The sequence below is a fragment of the Actinacidiphila sp. bgisy160 genome (assembly GCF_057707815.1).
This window is the reverse complement of sequence record NZ_JBYIQW010000075.1, coordinates 1-17,165: the sequence shown is the minus strand read 5'-3', so window position 1 is coordinate 17,165 and position 17,165 is coordinate 1. Positions and strand designations below refer to the sequence as shown.

The 17,165-nt window shown below is 71.5% G+C and carries 17 protein-coding genes; 9 read left to right on the top strand and 8 right to left on the bottom strand.

The window, feature by feature from the left end:
• Positions 1-72: 72 nt before the first annotated feature.
• Both AC3EUJ_RS34180 and AC3EUJ_RS34175 read right to left on the bottom strand, forming a co-directional pair.
• Positions 73-1,071, bottom strand: a complete 999-nt coding sequence (locus AC3EUJ_RS34180; protein WP_431968389.1) for an inorganic phosphate transporter — start codon at positions 1,069-1,071, stop codon at positions 73-75.
• Positions 1,072-1,076: 5 nt separating this feature from the next.
• Positions 1,077-1,697: a DUF47 domain-containing protein gene (locus AC3EUJ_RS34175; protein WP_431968387.1), complete on the bottom strand. Its 621-nt coding sequence runs from the start codon at positions 1,695-1,697 to the stop codon at positions 1,077-1,079.
• A gap of 192 nt (positions 1,698-1,889) precedes the next feature.
• Between AC3EUJ_RS34175 and AC3EUJ_RS34170 the strand changes: the two genes are divergently transcribed.
• Positions 1,890-2,309 (top strand): metal-sensitive transcriptional regulator, encoded by a 420-nt coding sequence (locus AC3EUJ_RS34170; protein ID WP_431968385.1) that lies wholly within the window; start codon positions 1,890-1,892, stop codon positions 2,307-2,309.
• On the opposite strand, the gene AC3EUJ_RS34165 is transcribed toward AC3EUJ_RS34170, so the two are convergent.
• The gene (locus AC3EUJ_RS34165) at positions 2,306-2,512 is read right to left on the bottom strand and encodes a hypothetical protein (protein ID WP_431968383.1); all 207 of its coding nucleotides are present in this window, start codon (positions 2,510-2,512) and stop codon (positions 2,306-2,308) included. The two genes, AC3EUJ_RS34170 and AC3EUJ_RS34165, sit on opposite strands and share 4 nt — an antisense overlap.
• A gap of 71 nt (positions 2,513-2,583) precedes the next feature.
• On the bottom strand, positions 2,584-3,438 hold the full coding sequence (locus AC3EUJ_RS34160) for an SCO4651 family lipoprotein (RefSeq protein WP_431968381.1): 855 nt from the start codon (positions 3,436-3,438) through the stop codon (positions 2,584-2,586).
• Positions 3,439-3,529: 91 nt separating this feature from the next.
• On the opposite strand from AC3EUJ_RS34160, the gene AC3EUJ_RS34155 reads away from it, so the two are divergent.
• Positions 3,530-3,685, top strand: coding sequence for a hypothetical protein (locus tag AC3EUJ_RS34155; protein ID WP_431968379.1), 156 nt, complete (start codon positions 3,530-3,532; stop codon positions 3,683-3,685).
• A 102-nt stretch (positions 3,686-3,787) separates the two neighbouring features.
• Positions 3,788-5,347: an FAD-binding oxidoreductase gene (locus AC3EUJ_RS34150; protein ID WP_431968377.1), complete on the top strand. Its 1,560-nt coding sequence runs from the start codon at positions 3,788-3,790 to the stop codon at positions 5,345-5,347.
• A 28-nt stretch (positions 5,348-5,375) separates the two neighbouring features.
• On the opposite strand, the gene AC3EUJ_RS34145 is transcribed toward AC3EUJ_RS34150, so the two are convergent.
• Both AC3EUJ_RS34145 and AC3EUJ_RS34140 read right to left on the bottom strand, forming a co-directional pair.
• The gene (locus AC3EUJ_RS34145; RefSeq protein WP_431968375.1) at positions 5,376-6,068 is read right to left on the bottom strand and encodes a phosphatase PAP2 family protein; all 693 of its coding nucleotides are present in this window, start codon (positions 6,066-6,068) and stop codon (positions 5,376-5,378) included.
• Positions 6,069-6,268: 200 nt separating this feature from the next.
• Positions 6,269-7,207 carry a C40 family peptidase gene (locus tag AC3EUJ_RS34140; RefSeq protein WP_431968413.1) on the bottom strand — a complete coding sequence of 313 codons (939 nt, stop codon included), beginning with the start codon at positions 7,205-7,207 and terminating at the stop codon, positions 6,269-6,271.
• Positions 7,208-7,598: 391 nt separating this feature from the next.
• Between AC3EUJ_RS34140 and AC3EUJ_RS34135 the strand changes: the two genes are divergently transcribed.
• The 6 genes from AC3EUJ_RS34135 (at position 7,599) to AC3EUJ_RS34110 (ending at position 14,825) form a co-directional block, all read left to right on the top strand.
• Positions 7,599-7,907: a hypothetical protein gene (locus tag AC3EUJ_RS34135; RefSeq protein WP_319140882.1), complete on the top strand. Its 309-nt coding sequence runs from the start codon at positions 7,599-7,601 to the stop codon at positions 7,905-7,907.
• A 129-nt stretch (positions 7,908-8,036) separates the two neighbouring features.
• Positions 8,037-8,858, top strand: a complete 822-nt coding sequence (locus AC3EUJ_RS34130; RefSeq protein WP_431968373.1) for a DUF8175 domain-containg protein — start codon at positions 8,037-8,039, stop codon at positions 8,856-8,858.
• Positions 8,848-10,128: a hypothetical protein gene (locus tag AC3EUJ_RS34125; protein WP_431968371.1), complete on the top strand. Its 1,281-nt coding sequence runs from the start codon at positions 8,848-8,850 to the stop codon at positions 10,126-10,128. The genes AC3EUJ_RS34130 and AC3EUJ_RS34125 overlap by 11 nt, the downstream gene beginning before the upstream one ends.
• Positions 10,125-11,675 carry an SCO6880 family protein gene (locus AC3EUJ_RS34120; RefSeq protein WP_431968369.1) on the top strand — a complete coding sequence of 517 codons (1,551 nt, stop codon included), beginning with the start codon at positions 10,125-10,127 and terminating at the stop codon, positions 11,673-11,675. The genes AC3EUJ_RS34125 and AC3EUJ_RS34120 overlap by 4 nt, the downstream gene beginning before the upstream one ends.
• Before the next feature lie 157 nt (positions 11,676-11,832).
• The gene (locus AC3EUJ_RS34115) at positions 11,833-13,218 is read left to right on the top strand and encodes an ATP-binding protein (protein ID WP_431968411.1); all 1,386 of its coding nucleotides are present in this window, start codon (positions 11,833-11,835) and stop codon (positions 13,216-13,218) included.
• A gap of 14 nt (positions 13,219-13,232) precedes the next feature.
• The gene (locus tag AC3EUJ_RS34110) at positions 13,233-14,825 is read left to right on the top strand and encodes a type IV secretory system conjugative DNA transfer family protein (RefSeq protein WP_431968367.1); all 1,593 of its coding nucleotides are present in this window, start codon (positions 13,233-13,235) and stop codon (positions 14,823-14,825) included.
• A gap of 72 nt (positions 14,826-14,897) precedes the next feature.
• On the opposite strand, the gene AC3EUJ_RS34105 is transcribed toward AC3EUJ_RS34110, so the two are convergent.
• Entirely contained in the window at positions 14,898-16,433 is a 1,536-nt protein-coding gene (locus AC3EUJ_RS34105; RefSeq protein WP_431968365.1) for an MFS transporter, read from the bottom strand.
• 196 nt (positions 16,434-16,629) lie between these two features.
• Positions 16,630-17,165 (bottom strand): GNAT family N-acetyltransferase (locus AC3EUJ_RS34100; RefSeq protein WP_431968363.1); only part of this gene is annotated, 536 nt, incomplete at its 5' end.

Genomic DNA, 17,165 nt, shown 5'->3' with positions numbered 1-17,165 from the left:
AAGGCGAAGGGCCCGCTCCCCGTACGGGGGGCGGGCCCATTTGCGTCCTACCGGGGGCGGGTCGTACCCGGCTCAGCCGAAGGCCACGTGCACCACGGCGTAGACCAGCGCCGCCACCAGCGCGGCGGCAGGCATCGTGATGAACCAGCCGGTCACGATGTTCTTCGCGACGCCCCAGCGGACCGCGTTGACCCGCTTCGTCGCACCGACGCCCATGATCGCCGAGGTGATGACATGGGTCGTGGAGATCGGCGCCTTGAAGATGTAGGCGGTCGTGTAGAGGATCGACGCCGCCGTGGTCTCCGCGGCGAAGCCCTGGGGCGGGTCCAGCTCGATGATCTTGCGGCCGAGGGTGCGCATGATGCGCCAGCCGCCGGCGTACGTACCGAGCGAGAGCATCGCCGCGCAGGCGAACTTCACCCACAGCGGGATCCCGTCGCCCTCCTCCTGGACGTCGGCGATGGTCAGCGCGAGCACCACGACGCCCATCGTCTTCTGCGCGTCCTGCAGACCGTGGCCGAGCGCCATGCCCGCGGCCGAGACGGTCTGCGCGATGCGGAAGCCGCGCTTGGCCTTGTGGGGGTTGGCCTTGCGGAAGATCCACAGGATGGCCAGCATCACCAGGTAGCCGACGGCCAGGCCGACGACCGGCGACAGGAACATCGGCAGGATGATTTTCTCCACCACCCCGGACCAGATGACCCCCGTGCCGCCGGCCAGCGCCGCCCCCACCAGACCGCCGAAGAGCGCGTGGCTGCTGGAGGAGGGCAGGCCGTAGTACCAGGTGATCAGGTTCCAGACGATCGCCCCGACCAGTCCCGAGAAGAGGATCGCCATCCCGGTCTGCCCGTGCGGCGTCTCGATCAGGCCCTCGCTGACGGTGTGGGCGATCCCGGTGCCGAAGAAGGCGCCGGCGAGGTTCATCACCGCGGCCATCGCCAGCGCGGCCCGCGGCGTCAGCGCCCGGGTGGACACGGAGGTGGCGATGGCGTTCGCGGAGTCGTGGAAGCCGTTGGTGTACGTGAAGAAGAGCGCGACCCCGATGGTCACGACCAGAGAGAAGGTCTCCACCGCGGTCAGGACTCCTTGACCGCGATGGTCTCCACGGTGTTGGCCACGTGCTCGAAGGCGTCCGCCGCCTCCTCCAGGACGTCCACGATCTGCTTGAGCTTGAGCACCTCTATGGCGTCGTACTTGCCGTTGAAGAGATGGGCCAGCAGCTTGCGGTGGATCTGGTCCGCCTGGTTCTCCAGCCGGTTGACCTCGATCCAGTACTCGGTGAGGTTGTCCATGGTGCGCAGGTGCGGCATCGCCTCGGCGGTCAGCTCGGCCGCCCGGGCCAGCACCTCGATCTGCTGCTCGACCCCGCGGGGCAGCTCCTCGATCTGGTACAGCACGACCAGGTCGACGGCCTCCTCCATGAAGTCCATGATGTCGTCGAGGGACGACGCCAGGGAGTAGATGTCCTCACGGTCGAAGGGCGTGATGAAGGAGGAGTTCAACTGGTGGAAGATCGCGTGCGTCGCGTCGTCGCCCGCGTGCTCCGCGGCGCGCATCCGTTCGGCGATCTCCGCGCGGGTGGCCGGATCGGCCCCGAGCAGTTCCATGAGGAGCTTCGATCCTGTGACGATGTTGTCCGCGGATGCGGCGAACATGTCGTAGAAGCTCGTCTCCCTGGGGGTCAGACGAAAGCGCACGTGAAGTCCTCGGAATACATCGTTTTCGGTCGCATTGATGCTAGGCACATCATCCGGCCACAACTCACCGGCGTCCTACAGTGTCGCTCATCGCCGGGGGTGCGCCCCAGTAGGGGTTCTCCACGCACCTCGCACATGGGGGCGAATTCGGTACGATATACCCGACCGGGGTATAGGGGCAGGAGGGACATCATGACGGTCACCGAGACCGGCGGAGCCGGCGAGCAGGTACGGCCTGCGGCGGACGACGCCGGGCACACCGGGCCCGCGGCGCCCGACGGGCACGCGGACACCGCCGGGGACGCCCCGGAGCACGGGCACGAGGCGCACCAGCACGGCTACGCCAAGCAGAAGGACCAGCACCTCAAGCGGCTGCGCCGCGTCGAAGGGCAGATCCGCGGTCTGCAGCGCATGGTCGAGCAGGACGTGTACTGCATCGACATCCTCACCCAGGTGTCGGCCGGCACGAAGGCCCTGCAGTCCTTCGCTCTCCAGTTGCTGGAGGAGCACCTGCGGCACTGCGTCGCGGACGCCGCCGCGAAGGGCGGGCCGGAGGCCGACGACAAGGTGGCCGAGGCCACCGCCGCCATAGCCCGGCTGCTCCGGAGCTAGCGACCGGCCCCTGCCGACCGCCTGGTCCCCTGCGCGGGCACGCGGGGGATCACGTTCAGCACCTCATCGATACGCTCGGAACTCAGCCTTTCCTCGGTCGTCGCCGACGCCGCGATCATCAGCTCGCAGCACAGCTCGATCTCCGCGAGGGCCACGTGGACCTGATCGTCCTGGTCCAGGAGCCACACCGCCACGTGCACCACCTCCTCCCCGCCCAGCGTAGGGACTGGTGCACGGTCCGTGCATGACACGGACGGGCCATTTCGGCAAGCCCTCAGGGGCCGGTGGCAGAAACGATCTTCCCCGTGTAGATGTCTGTCCCGCGAGGCAGCGTGACCCGCACCGGCGCCCCGAACCCGTACATCCCGGTCGTCGAGACCACCGTGACCTGGGCCGGCGCGCTCCGTGCGCCCGCGCCCCGGCCGTTGCTGAAGGTGAAGCGCTGCCGCACCTTGCGCAGCCGGCCGTCCTCGTCGAGCCAGGCGTCGAACGGCACCCGGGTCACGGTGAAACCCTTCGCCGCGGCCGCGAGCTCCGCCCGCGCCGGCGGGGAGGCGAGGCGCGCGGCCTCCGCGATGTCCGTGACCCCCCGGAAGTGCCGCACCCGCACGCCGTCCAGGGTCTCCGTCCCGGCCTGCCGCACCTCGCGGGCCGCCCGCAGCAGCTCCGCGGCCATCAGGGGATCGGTCGCGCCGCCCGTGACCAGGTTGCCGTCCGGCAGGCTGGTCGTGTCGACCCGCACCCACTTGTCGGCGGGCACGCCCTCGCCCCGGTTCTTCATATAGAGGGCGCCGGGCGTCAGCAGCTCCGTGACCGGCTCGTGATCGGCGTCCCCGGCTGCGTCCTGCGGCAGGACGACCTGGAGGCGGCCGCGCCGCTCGGCGTAGTCGAAGGAACCGGTGCCCCTGATGGCGATCTTCGTACCGCCGCTGGCCATCTCCATCGACGTGCGCACCTTCGAGCTGCCCGCGGCGACCAGGGAGTCCACCGCCTGCCGCAGCGTTCCCCCGGCGTCGACCGGGACGCTGTCCACCTCGACGGCCTCACCACCGGCCGAGCAGCCCGCCACCGCCAGCGCGCACAACCCGAGACCCACGGCTGCCGCAGTCGCCCGACCGAGCTGCCCCATCTCCGCCAACCCCCCGCACCATGCCGCGCCTCGGACGTCGTCGGGCATAACGAGGGTCAGGGCACCGCGTCACGGCCGGTAGCTTTGTTCCGTGCCACCCAGTGATCCGCCCCCGCCCCTCCACCGGGCGACCACCATGGAGAAGGGCGCATTCTCCCACGCGACCTGCGTCTGCGGCTGGCGGGGCCCGGCCCGCCGCGCCCGCGACCGCGCCCGCCGTGACGCCACCGAGCACGAGCAGGGCTGACGACGGCCCGGCGGACGTCACATTCCCCACCCGCAACCGGTCACCCGTTCCCCACCGTCCTCACGGACGACCACACGGGGAAGCGGAGCGGGAGGCCCCACCTTGAACCGACGAACTTTGATCCGCGGCGGCGCCGGCATCGCCGCGGCGGGCTGGCCGGCCGCGGCCTGCACCCCCGAGAGCGGCCGCCCCGCGCACGCGGGCAGCCCCGCACCCGGCACCCCCGGCACCGCCACGACGGCCACCGGGGCCGCCTCACCCAGCGCCTCGCCGACGGTCCGCCCGGACTGGAAGGCCCTCGGCCGCACCCTGGACGGCCGCCTCGTCCTGCCCGACGACGCGGACTACGCCACCGCGCGCCTGCTGTACAACACCCGATTCGACGGGCAGCGCCCCGCCGCTGTGGCTTACGTCTCGGGCACCGAGGACATCCGCGAGTGCCTGGACTTCGCCCGCCGCACCGGCGTGCCCGTCTCGGTCCGCAACGGCGGGCACTCCTACGCCGGCTACTCCGGCGGCAAGGGCCGGCTCGTCCTCGACGTCTCCGCCATGGCCTCGGTGAGTCTCTCCGGCGGCACCGCGACCATCGGGGCCGGCGCGAAGCTGATCGACGTCTACACCCGGCTCGGGGCGAGCGGGCGCACCCTGCCGGCCGGCTCGTGCCCGACGGTCGGCATATCCGGTCTCACGCTCGGCGGCGGCCATGGCGTGCTCAGCCGGGCGTACGGGCTGACCTGCGACAGCCTCACCGGCGCCGAGATCGTCACGGCGGGCGGGCGCGTACTGCGCTGCGGCGCCAGCGAGAACCCGGAGCTGTTCTGGGCGCTGCGCGGCGCGGGAGGCGGGCAGTTCGGCGTGGTCACCCGGCTCACGTTCGACACGCAGGCCTCCCCCCAGGTCGTCACCGGTTACCTGACCTGGCCGTGGAGCAAGGCCGCGGCCGTCCTGAGCGCCTGGCAGGAGTGGGGCCCCACCCAGCCCGACGAGATCTGGTCCGCCCTGCACCTGGACAAGTCGGGCACCGGGTCGCCACGGATCAGCATCGCCACCGTGGGCATCACCTCACGGGACGGGCTCGCCAACGCCGTCGACCGGCTCGCCGACCGCGTCGGCGCCTCCGCGGCCACCGTCTCCCTGCATCCGCGCTCCTACCTCGACGCGGCCCTCGCGTACGCGGGCTGCTCGAACCTGAGCACCGCCCAGTGCCACCTGCCCGGCAACACCCCGGGCCGCAGCCCCTCCGGCCGGCTCGGCCGCGAGACCTACGCGGCGCGCTCCGACTTCTACGACCGCTCGCTCTCCGCCGCCGGCATCCAGACACTCCTGTCGCAGGTGGAGGGGCTCCGCTCCGGCTCCGGCAGTGTCTCGCTCACCGCCCTGGGCGGCGCCGTCAACCGGGTCTCGCCCACGGCCACCGCCTTCGTGCACCGGCGCTCGCGCTTCCTGGCGCAGTACATAGAGGCCCCGGGCACCACGGGCTGGCTCGCCGGGCTCCACTCGGCCATGCGCCGCCACGCCTCCGGCGCCGCGTACCAGAACTACACCGACGCCACGCTGACCGACTGGCGCGCGGCCTACTACGGTTCGGCCGCCGACAAGCTGACCCGCCTGAAGGCCCGTTACGACCCCTCACGGCTGTTCAGTTTCCAGCAGGCGCTGTAGGCGGCTGCGCGCCCGCCGCCGCCGGCCGTCAGGCGGCCAGGTCCTTGTCGGCCGCCGACGGCTCCGGGTAGGGTTCGCCCCGGTGGGCCTCCGGGCGGCCCTGCGCCGCCTGCACGAGCACGCCCAGGCCGGAGCCGGCCACCGCCTTCGTCAGCGGGGTCAGCAGCGCCAGCGCCGCCGGGGCGAGCAGCAGCGCCACGGCCGTGCCGAGCGCGAATCCGCCCAGGACGTCGGTCGGGTAGTGCACGCCCATGTAGACGCGGCAGAAGCCCTCGGCCAGCGCGACCCCGATGGCCGCCAGGCCCCACTTGCGGCTGACCATGAACAGGCCCATCGCGACGGCCATCGTCAAGGTCGCGTGGTCGCTGACGAAGGAGAAGTCGGTCTTCCCCTTCACGAGGACGTCGATGCCCTCGTGCTCCACGAAGGGCCGGGGCCGTTCCACGAAGTTCCGCAGCGGGATGTTGAGCACCAGCGCGATCGACGCCGCCAGCCCGGACCAGATCACGCCCGCCACGGCCGTCGGCGCCTCGACGCCGCTGCGGCGCGCCACGCGCCACCAGCACCAGCCGGCGATCAGCACCATGAGCACGATCAGGCCGTACTCGCCGACGGCCTCCATCACGCGGTCGAACCAGCGCGGGGCGCCCTTCGCGAGCCCGTTGATGTCGCGGAGCAGGCTGACGTCCGGGTTCGAGCCGTCCAGCGAGAGCTCTGCCACCGGTGTCCCCTAACTGTCTTCCGCCGCACCCCCGTGCACGTCCGTGTGGGAGTCGATTCTCCCCCGTCCAACGGGTGGCACGGTACGCCGCGTTCCGGTCTCCACCGGATGATCACCAAGGCGTTATCGAAGGGAGACACGTTCCCGCATGCCGGGGCCGGGTGTTCACCCACCGCGACGCCGCGGCGGGCACGCGACCGTCACACCGCCGCCGCGCCCGCCGCCGTCACACGCGTCGCCCCGATGTAGTCCGGGGTGTCGATCTTGTCGAAGCGGATCACCGCGCCCGTGTAGGGAGCGTTGATCATGTAGCCGCCGCCGACGTAGATCCCCACGTGGTGGATGGACCGCGGATCGGTCAGGTCGTACGCGAAGAAGACCAGGTCGCCCGGGAGCAGCTCGTCCCGCTTCGGGTGCGGCCCGGCGTTCCACTGGTCGTTGGCCACGCGCGGCAGCTCGATGCCCACCGAGTGGTACGCCGCCTTCGACAGACCCGAGCAGTCGAACCGGCCGCCCTGCTCCGGCGTGCCGTTCCCGCCCCACAGGTACTTCGTCCCCAGCTTCTGCTGGGCGTAGTAGATCGCGCCCGCCGCCTGCCGCGACGGCCCGACCGGTCCCACGGGGGCCGCGAAGCTCTTCTGCAGCGTCGTGATGATCCGTACGTAGTTCTGGGTCTCCCGGATCCTCGGCACCCCGCCGGCCTGGATGACCCGGTAGGCGCCCGCGTTGTAGGCGGCGAGCATGTTCTCCGTCGGGTTCCCCGGCACGTCCTTCACGTAACCGGCCAGCTGGCAGTCGTACGAGGCCGCCGAGGGGATGGCGTCCGCCGGGTCCCACACGTCGCGGTCGCCGTCGCCGTCGCCGTCCACGCCGTGCGTCGCCCACGTCCCCGGGATGAACTGCGCTATCCCCTGCGCCCGCGCGGCGCTCTGCGCCCTCGGGTTCCAGCCGCTCTCCTGGTAGAGCTGGGCCGCCAGCAGCGCCGGGTTGATGGCCCCGCAGAGGTTCCCCCACTTCTGCACCAGGTCCTGGTACGCCGCCGGCACCGCCCCCCTGGCCAGCGTCACCGCCCCGCCTCCGCCGGTCAGCCTGGCCGCCACCAGGTACGTACCGACGACGAGCAGCATGACGAACGACATGAAGAGGCCACCCACGACCACCGACACCAGCCAGGCCTTCCGCGCGGTCCGCGAAGCCGCCGTCACCCACCCCACCCCTTCGTCGCATCACCCTGCCCGGCGCGGAAGGTGACGGTGCACCAGGCCCTGGGGAGCATCCCCACCCGCAGCATCGCCAATCGTTGCCCTCCGCTCACCACCGTGATACACAGAGTAGTCAACAAAGTCTCATCGAACACGGGATCGCACGCCAGCGTGTCCAGTCTGACGGCTGCGGCCCGGATCACACAGGGGAATCGGCTGAGAAAGTCGCCGAGTCGACATACGACGGCGGCATCCTCCGCCAAGATAGACCTTGGCTCCTTGCGCCCCGTCGAGGACGCCAACTGATCTAGCGTGGTGGTGAGTTCTCATGTTCCTGGCGGCCGACAAGGGCGACATCAACACCATCATCGGTGGTATCGCCCCGGACTGGGGGCCTTTCGGCTCTCTGGGGAACGAAGCACGCGTCATGATCGAGGTGGTCATGGCAGTGGCGATCCTGCTCTGCCTGGCCATCGCGATCTGGGGCGCGGCGAAACAGCGCATCGGAGCGACGGCGCTCCGCGACACCTTCAGTGCGGAGCAGGGCAAGGGACTGATCATCGCCGGCCTGACCGGCGTGTTCATCATCGGCTCCCTCGGCACGCTCTTCACCATCGTCTACGGGATGGCGGTCTAGCGGCCTCGCGTCGGACTCCGCCCCATCCCCGCGCACTGTCCCCGAGGGGCCCGTCCCGGCCCCGCACCCCACCCGAGGCTGTCTGCTGATGCCCACTCACCCGATGACCCCCGAGGGGGCGAGCCCCCGATGAGCCTCGGCCAGGACGGCCCCCCGACGCGTACCCGTCTCCCCGAGCCCCCGGTCGGCACGGGCGGCCCCTCCCGCCGCCCACAGCGCTCCAGCCGCAACCTCGTTGCGGTCGTCGGCGTCATCGTGCTGCTGATCGCCGCCATCGCCTTCGCCAACCGCGGCGGCGGCTCCCCGACCGACTCCCCTGGCAGCGGCGGCCGGAGCGGCGACTCCTCCAACGGCGCCCGGTCCCAGCCGACATCGCCCACCGGCACGAAGCCGGTGAACGGCAACAACGCGGGCATCCCCACGGGCTACGCCCGCACCGACCAGGGCGCGCAGTCCGCCGCCGCGAACTACGCCGTGGCGCTGGTGTCCGCCGACATCCTCAACCCGGACCGGCGGCACGAGATCGTGCAGCGGCTCTTCACCAACGGCACGGTGGACGGACTGCAGACCAAGCTCGACAACGCCTACTCGACGGACTTCCTCGCGAAGCTGGGCCTCGACGAGAACGGCAACGCCCCGGAGGGCATGACCTACGTCTCCCGGACCGTCCCCGTGGGCACCAGGATCACCGATTTCCGCGGCGACACCGCGACGGTGGAGGTCTGGTGCACCGGCGTGTTCGGGACCGCCGGCGAGGGTTCCACGAACCCGGTCGCCAACGACTGGTTCACGATGACGCTCAAGCTGCGCTGGGCGGACAAGGACTGGAAGGTCGAGAGCTTCTCGCAGAAGGACGGCCCCGCGCCAGTCAACAGCGACCGAACCGCATCGACTGCCGACGAGATCGCCAACGCCGTCGACCAGTATGGGGGTTTCACCTATGCCCGGTAACCAGCGCCATGCCACCACGATCGGCGCCGCCCTGGTCACCCTGCAGACGGTGGCGGTGCTCTGGTCCGCACGGGCTTTCGCGGCACCGTCCCCGACCCCCTCCCCATCGGGCGGCAAGGACGAGTGCGAACTCATCGTCGGCCCCGCACGCGACTACTGCGAAAGCGGTGGCGGCTCCGGTCACACCCCATCCGTGGCGGACCCGCTCGACCCCCTCGACTCGCTCGCGCGCGGCTGCGCCGACGCCGCCGCCTGGGTCATCGACGGCCTGTCCAAGGCCGTCAACAAGACCGCCGCCGTGGACTTCACCAACAAGGCCTTCCTCACCCAGTACGCCGTCGTCTTCGCCGCCTCCACCTTCCTCACGCTCCTCCTGTGGTTGCTGGCCGTCGCCAAGCGAGCCGTGCGCGGGGTGCCCCTGACGGAGGCCCTCACCGAGGCGGTCGGCTTCCTCTGGCTGACCGTGATCGCCTCCGCCTTCACGCCGCTGATCCTCTACACAGTCGTGTCCGCGACCGACGGCATCACGGAGGTCATCGCGTCCGGCACGTCCGCCAGCACCGAAACCTTCTTCGGCTCGTTCCAGGAGGCGTTGACCAAGGACTCCGACATCGGCGGCGGCCCGATCATGCTGATCGTGGTCTCCCTGGTGTCCGTGCTCGCCGCCGGCGTCCTGTGGCTCGAACTCGTCATCCGTGCCGCCCTGCTGTACGTCGGCGCGCTGCTCGGCACCGCCGTGTACTCGGGCCTGGTCGACAAGAACATGTGGCACCACGTGCGCCGTTGGGCCGGGATCATGATCGCGGTGATCCTCGTGAAGCCGGTGATCGTGGTCGTGCTGGGCCTCGCGGGCGCGCTCAGCGGCTCCGACGGGCCCACCGCCTTCGGCGCGGTCGTGTCGGGTCTGGCCATCATCCTGCTGGCCATCTTCGCCAGCGCGATGATCTACCGTTTCGTCCCCGGCTTCGGCGACGACGTGGCCAGCCTTCGCAACAACCGCAAGGCGAGCGCCGAGTCCCAGGCCGCCGCCGTCATCTCCTCCCCGGCCGCGCTGGTGAAGCAGGGCATCAAGACCCACAGCAGCCGCGGCGGTCCCCAGGAGCAGGCCACGGGCGGCGCCGCACAGCCCGCGAACGCCGTGCCCAGCGGCATCGCCGCGCACAGCAGCCGCAACGGCACCGCGCAGGCACCGACCCCCGCGCCGCGCACGACCCCTGACCGCGGCAACGGCGGCGGACCCAGCAAGACAGCAGGAGGCGAAAGCCGGTGACGTCCCAGCCCTACGCCCCGCCGCAGCAGCGGCGTACGTACCTGATCGGCAAGGCACGTCCCAACGCCATCGTCGGCAAGAACCGCGAGACCGGCGAGATCGCCCTGATCATCGCCGGCGCGTTCCTCGGCATGATGTGCGGCCTGCTGATCCCCGTGCTGCCGCTGCGCATCCTCGGCCTGACGGGCTGGCCGCTGCTCGCCTTCGCCGCCGTCTACATGCCCTACCGGCGCCGCACCTTCTACCGCTGGTTCGAGATCAACCGCAGCTACCGCCGTACCCTGCGCACCGCCGCGACGTACCGCTCCGCCGCCGCGGAGGCCGGTACCCGGCTCGACGGACGCGAGGTGGAGATCGGGCCGCCGCCCGGCATCGGCCGCATCACCTGGCTGTCGGCGCCCTTCGGCCCGGATGAGATCGCCGTGCTGCTGCACGTCGACCGGCGCACCGTGACCGCCGCCATCGAGATCGAGGGCCCCGGCGTCGGCCTGCGCGACAGCGAGGACCAGGAGGCCCTGGTCGAGCGCTTCGGCACGCTCCTGAAGCACGTCGCCAACGGGGACGGCTTCGTCACCCGGCTGCAGATGCTCGCCCGCACCCTCCCCGCCGACCCCGACGCGCATGCCAAGGACGTCGCCCAGCGCGGCGACGACAAGGCCGAGCAGTGGCTCAAGGACTCCTACGACCAACTGCAGTCGATGGTGTCGACCTCGTCCGAGCAGCACCGCGCCTACCTCGTCGCGTGCATGCACTACAGCCGCGAACTCGCCGCCGAGGGCAACGCCATCGCCCGTGCCGCGGGCGGCGGCCGCAAGGCCCTCGACAAGGACGCCGGTATCGCCGCCGTCATGGCCCGCGAGCTCACCGACATCTGCGCGCGCCTCACCGAGGCCGACATCCGGGTCCGGCAGCCGCTCGGCCAGGCGCGGCTTTCCTCGCTCATCCACTCCATGTACGACCCGGACCACCCGATCGACCACATCCAGGCGATGACCCGCCGCAACGCCTGGCCCGCGGAACTGGACGCCACCGAGCCGACCTTCCTCCAGGCCAAGACCCGCGAATCGGCCACCCGCGCCCCCTGGTGCCACTCCACTGCCTGGGTCAAGGAGTGGCCGCTGACCCCCGTCGGCGTCAACTTCATGGCCCCGCTGCTGGTCCACACCCCGGATGTGATCCGCACCGTCGCGGTCTGCATGGACCTCGAGCCGACCGACGTCGCCATCGAGCGCATGCTCACCGAGAAGACCAACGACGACGCCGACGCCAGCCGCGCCGCCAAGATGAACCGCGTCGTCGACCCCCGCGACATCGCCCACCACACCCGCATCGACCAGCGCGGCGAGGACCTCGCCTCCGGCGCTGCGGGCGTCAACCTGGTCGGCTACATCACGGTCTCGTCCCGCTCCCCGGAGGCCCTGGCCCGCGACAAGCGCACGATCCGCGCCTCGGCGGGCAAGTCGTACCTCAAGCTGGAGTGGTGCGACCGTGAGCACCACCGGGCGTTCGTCAACACGCTCCCGTTCGCGACCGGCATCCGCCGCTGAGGGGCCGGGAGGTAGCACCATGCGCCTGTGCGCACTTGACGCTCCGTCTCCAGGGACGGCGCTAATGGGAAGGACGACAGGGACAACGATGCCACGCCGGAGCCCGCGCCCCAGGCGCGACGACCGCTGACGCCGAGGAGGCGCTCCCCCCATGGCCATGCTGGACCCCCTCGCAGCGATCACCGACGCCTTCACCAGCTTCCTCTTCGGCAAGGTGGAGACCACCCGGCTCCCCGTCCGCACCTCCACGGGCCAGGCCCAGGCCGTCTACATGCCGACCGCCGCGCCCGGCCTGGGCGACTCCGGCGTGATCATCGGCCGCGAGGTCTACTCCGGCAAGGGCTACATCTACGACCCGTTCCAGCTGTACGGGCAGCAACTCCCCGCCCCGCACTGGCTGGTCCTCGGCGAGTCCGGCAACGGCAAGTCGGCCCTGGAGAAGACGTACGTCCTGCGCCAGCTGCGCTTCCGCGACCGCCAGGTCGTCGTCCTGGACGCACAGGGCGAGGACGGCGTCGGCGAGTGGAACCTCATCGCCAAGGCCCTCGGAATAACTCCCATCCGCCTGGACCCGATGGCGGCCCTCGACGGCGGCACCAAGCTCAACCCGCTCGACCCGGCGATCACCACCACGGGCCAGCTCGCGCTGCTCCGCACGATCATCGAGGTCGCGATGGGCCGCGGCCTGGACGAGCGCTCCGGCTTCGCGCTGAAGGTCGCCCACGCGTACGTCCACGACACGGTCACCGACCGCCAGCCGATCCTCACCGACATCGTGGACCGGCTGCGGCACCCCGTGGCCGACTCCGCCGAGTCGATGAACGTCGGCCTGGAGGACGTCCGCGCCTGGGGCCTGGACGTGGCCCTCGTCCTGGACCGGCTCGTCGACGGCGACCTTCGCGGCATGTTCGACGGCCCGACGACCGCTGGCATCGACCTCGACGCCCCGCTCATCGTCTTCGACCTGTCCCACATCGACCGCAACTCCATCGCCATGCCGATCCTCATGGCGATCGTCGGCGTCTGGCTGGAGCACACCTGGATCCGCCCCGACCGGAAGAAGCGCATCTTCCTGGTCGAGGAGGCCTGGCACATCATCAACAGCCCCTTCGTCGCCCAGCTCTTCCAGCGGCTGCTGAAGTTCGGCCGCCGTCTCGGCCTGTCCTTCGTCGCCGTCGTCCACCACCTCTCCGACGTGGTCGACGGCGCCGCCGCCAAGGAGGCCGCGGCGATCCTCAAGATGGCCTCCACGCGCACCATCTACGCCCAGAAGGCCGACGAGGCGCGCGCCACCGGCCGGGTGCTGGGCCTGCCCCGGTGGGCGGTGGAGATCATCCCCACCCTCACCCCCGGCATCGCCGTCTGGGACGTCAACGGCAACGTGCAGGTCGTCAAGCACCTCATCACCGAGAGCGAGCGGCCGCTGGTCTACACCGACCGCGCCATGACCGAGGCCTCGGCCGACGGGCACGACGGGACGGACGGGTTCGAGGAGCCCCGGGTCTCCCTCGAAAAGCAGCTGGCCGACGACGCGGTGGCCTGAACGGGGACCTGACCATGGCGAGAGCGCAGCACCACGGCCAGGGGCGTGAGGGCGGGGTCCCCGACGGGCTGATCCTCGGCGTCATGGGCTTCCTGCTCGGCATGACCATCCTGGTGTGGACGGGCACCGGGATAGCCGGCCTCGTCTCCCACGGGACGTGGCCGGCCGAGGTCCACTTCACGCGCACGCCCGTGGCCATGCGCCACCTCGTCGCCGACCCCCACGACATCGCCGGGGCCTGGCGGCCCGCCCCGCCGGAGGGGCTGCCCGGCTCCGGGCTGTTCTGGGGCGTGTTCATCGGGCAGTTGATGGTGCTCTTCGTCCTCACGGTCTTCGTGATGGGCGCCATCGCCCGCACCCGGCTGCGCCGCGCTGCACGCCGTACGGCCGCCCTGAAGGCCGCGCAGGCGGCCGTGGAGCCCGAGACCCCGGTCCGGCCCCGGCAGGCCGCGCAGCGCCCCGTGGAGGCCCCTGAGGCGGTCGCCCCGGAGCCGGAACCCGTACCGGTGGGACCGGCCGCCACCATGCCGACGGCACCGGCCGCCGACGCCCCTGCCGCCGGTCCCGCGGGTCCCTCCGTCACCACCGACCGCGAACTCACCCGCACCTATGCGGCCTTCGCCGCCCTCCGCAGCGACAAGGGCAAGCGTCTCGTCCAGCCGGCCGTCCTCAACGCGGCGGGCCCGGTCCTCGTCACGACCGCCGACCCGGACACCTTCCACCAGACCGTCGGCAGCCGCGCCAAACTCGGCCCGGTCCACGTCTACGACCCGGCCCACCTCGTCGACACCCCGGCGCGGCTCCGCTGGGCCCCGCACTCGGGCTGCGCGGACGTCCCCACCGCCGTCACGCGCGCCCGCGCGCTGCTCTTCCCGGTGCGGCCGCGCGCCGCGGTCGACGCCGCGATGTTCGACGCCGCCGAGACCCTGCTGCGCTGTTGGTTGCACGCCGCCGCCGTCGACGGCCAGCCGTTCCGCCAGGTGCACCGCTGGGCGGGAGGCACCTCCGGGCAGGACGCCGTCCGCATCCTGCGCACGCACCCCAAGGCCGCCTCCGGCTGGAGCGGTGAGCTCGAGTCCGTCCTCCACGCCCACGCCCACCGCCGCGACGCCGCCCAGGCACTCGTCCACCGGGCCCTGGAGTCCCTCGGCTCCGTCCACATCCGCGACGCCTGCAATCCGGGACGCACGGACGGCCTCGAGCTGGAGTCATTCCTCGAGGATCTGGGCACGCTCTATGTGGTGGGCGAGCCCAACGAGGACCCGCGAACCCACCCGGGTGCGATGTCGTTGCTCACCGCACTCGTCTCCAGCGTGGTCGAGCACGGCCGGCGCATGGCCGCACGGTCATCCTCCGGTCGGCTCGACCCACCAATCACCCTCGTGCTGGACGACATCGCCGCCCTCGCGCCGATCCCGGAGCTCCCGGACCTCCTGGCCACCGGCGCCTCCGCCGGCCTGCCCACCCTGGCCGTGCTGCGCTCCCCCGAACAGGCCCGCGAACACTGGCGCGGACCGCTGTGGCAGCACGCCGACGCACGTCTCGTCCTCGGCTCCCAGCCGCCCGCGCTCCTCGACGAGATCCCGGACGCGGTGCGGTTGCCCTGAGTGCCGGTCCGCTGCGTCCCGGTCAGCCGGTCGCCGGCCGGGCCGGTCCCGTGTGCGGTAACGAGCCGGGTTCTATGCCCGGGACCCCTTGCGGCGGGGCATCAGCAGGTGGGCGGCCACCGCCAGCAGGAGCGGCAGGAGACTCACGGTCAGCATGGTGAGCCGCAGTCCGTCGGTGAAGTCCAGACCGAGTTTCAGCCCGGACGCCTGCCGGAGCAGGTTCGGGTCGTACCCGGCGCCACTCGGACCGATCACCATCCCGCTGCGCACGGCGTCCACGGCCTCCTCGGCTTCGGTGACCGACAGACCGCGCGCCTTGGCGTCCCGCATCCACTCCCGCTGGAAGAAGAGGTTGAAGAGCAGCAGGTAGACGGTGGGCCCGAGCGCGTAGCCGGTCATCCCGAAGGCCTGCTGCACAGAGGCCACCGTCCCGGACTTCCCGGCCGGCGCGTGGGACAGGACCGTCTCGGACACCGCGGTGGAGGTGACCAGTGACCCCAGACCGCTCAGCCAGGTGGCCGGCACGAGCAGCCACAGCGCCATCGTGGGGCCGGCGGTGGCCGCCATCAGCAGCCCGCTCGCCGCCATCACCAGCAGGCCGGTGACCATCACAGGCCGCGGGCTGTATCTGCCGATGAGAACCCCGGCCAGGATCACAGCGCCGGCGATCAGCAGGGTGCCGGGCAGGTACAGCAGGCCGATGGTCTGCGGGGGCAGTGACAGCACCACGCCGCCGAACTGCCCCAGGGTGAAACCGAACCCGCCGGCGATGAAGTTCAACGTGAGGTTCGCCGCCAGGGCCACGCAGAAAGCGCGACTGCGGAACAGCTCCACGTCCAGGACGGGCTCCTGGGTGCGCCGCTCGTGGAGCACGAACACCCCGGCGACGGCCAGGCTGATCGCCAGCGGCAGCCAGGCCTCCGGCCGGGAGACGCCGTTCTGCGCCGCGGCGATGCCGATGACGAAGGCCAGGAGGATCAGGCCGACCAGGCAGACGCCGGCCACGTCGAGCGGGTGGCGCTGCCCGGCGGGGGGCTCCGGCACGTACCTGGCCGTCAGCCAGAGCGACAGGAGCGACAGCAGCGGGGTGACCAGGAAGAGCCACCGCCACCCGACGGCTGCCACCACCCAGCCCCCGAGCGCGGGAGTCACCCCGCACAGGATCATCTCGGCGGCCACGAAGACGCCGATGGCCGTCGGCCGCATCTCTGCCGGCACCGACACCTTCAGCAGGGCGAACGACGCTGCCAGCAGGGTGGCCAGCCCCAGGCCGTCCAGGAAGCGCATCGCCAGCAGGTAGCCGAAACCGGGGGAGAGCATGGAGAGCAGGTTGACGACCATGACCGCGACGAGCCCCAGCATCAGCAGGCGCTTGAGCCCAAGGGTGTCGGCGAGGCCACCCATGGCGAGGACGGCGGCGGCCGTCACGAGTGTCGCCGCCCCGCTCAGAAACCCGATGAGCTGCGGCGGTACGTGGAGGGACCGGCTCACCTGCGGCAAGTTCAGGCTGAACATCAGCGGATCGACGACCGCGACCGTGAAAGCGATGGAGAGTCCCAGGACGATCGGCAGCTTCGCCGCGTCGATCCGTGACCGGGTCGCCCGCACCGCAACACCTCCTGTGGCCCCCACGTACGCCGCTCGACGATAGACCGACCGTCGCGTTCCGCCCCCGCTTTCCGGGCCGACGCGCGGGCACAGGACCGGCGCCCGAGTCAGCCGCCGCCCGTGGACCGCCCTCTCGGCCTCGCCGAAGGGGGCGGGCGTGCGCGCGCCCGCTCCTCGGCCGAGGCGGGTCCGGGCTTCAGCCCCGTGCCAACGCGGGCCGGTGGAGCACCATCTCGTACTCGGTACGGGACTCGTCGAGCGGGAACGCCATCGTCTCCCCGGTCCTGACGAAACCGAGGCGTGCGTAGAACGCCCGCGCCCGGTGGTTGTCCTCGTGGACCCACAGCCTCACGCGGCCGACCTTCTCCGGCAGCTGCCACGACCACTCGATCGCCGCCCCCAGCAGATCCCGGGCCAGCCCAGTGCCGCGGAACTCCGGCCTCACATACACGCCGACCAGATGCGTCTGCGGGACGGCGAACTCCTCGCCCGTCTCCACCAGTACGGCCACATTGGCGACGCGTTCGCCGGCCGCGTCCTCCGCGATGAACGACGGCGTCTGCCCTCGCTGCTGCCACACCTCGTCGGTGAACGCGGCCTCGGTGTCATGGGTGTTGACAAAGGCGACCCGGCTGGCGGGGTCCTTGAGCGCTTCCAGCCGCAGTGCCCGCTGGGCACGCCACTCTTCGGGGCGGGACGCACGTATCGTGTAGCTCGTCATGTCGTGATGGT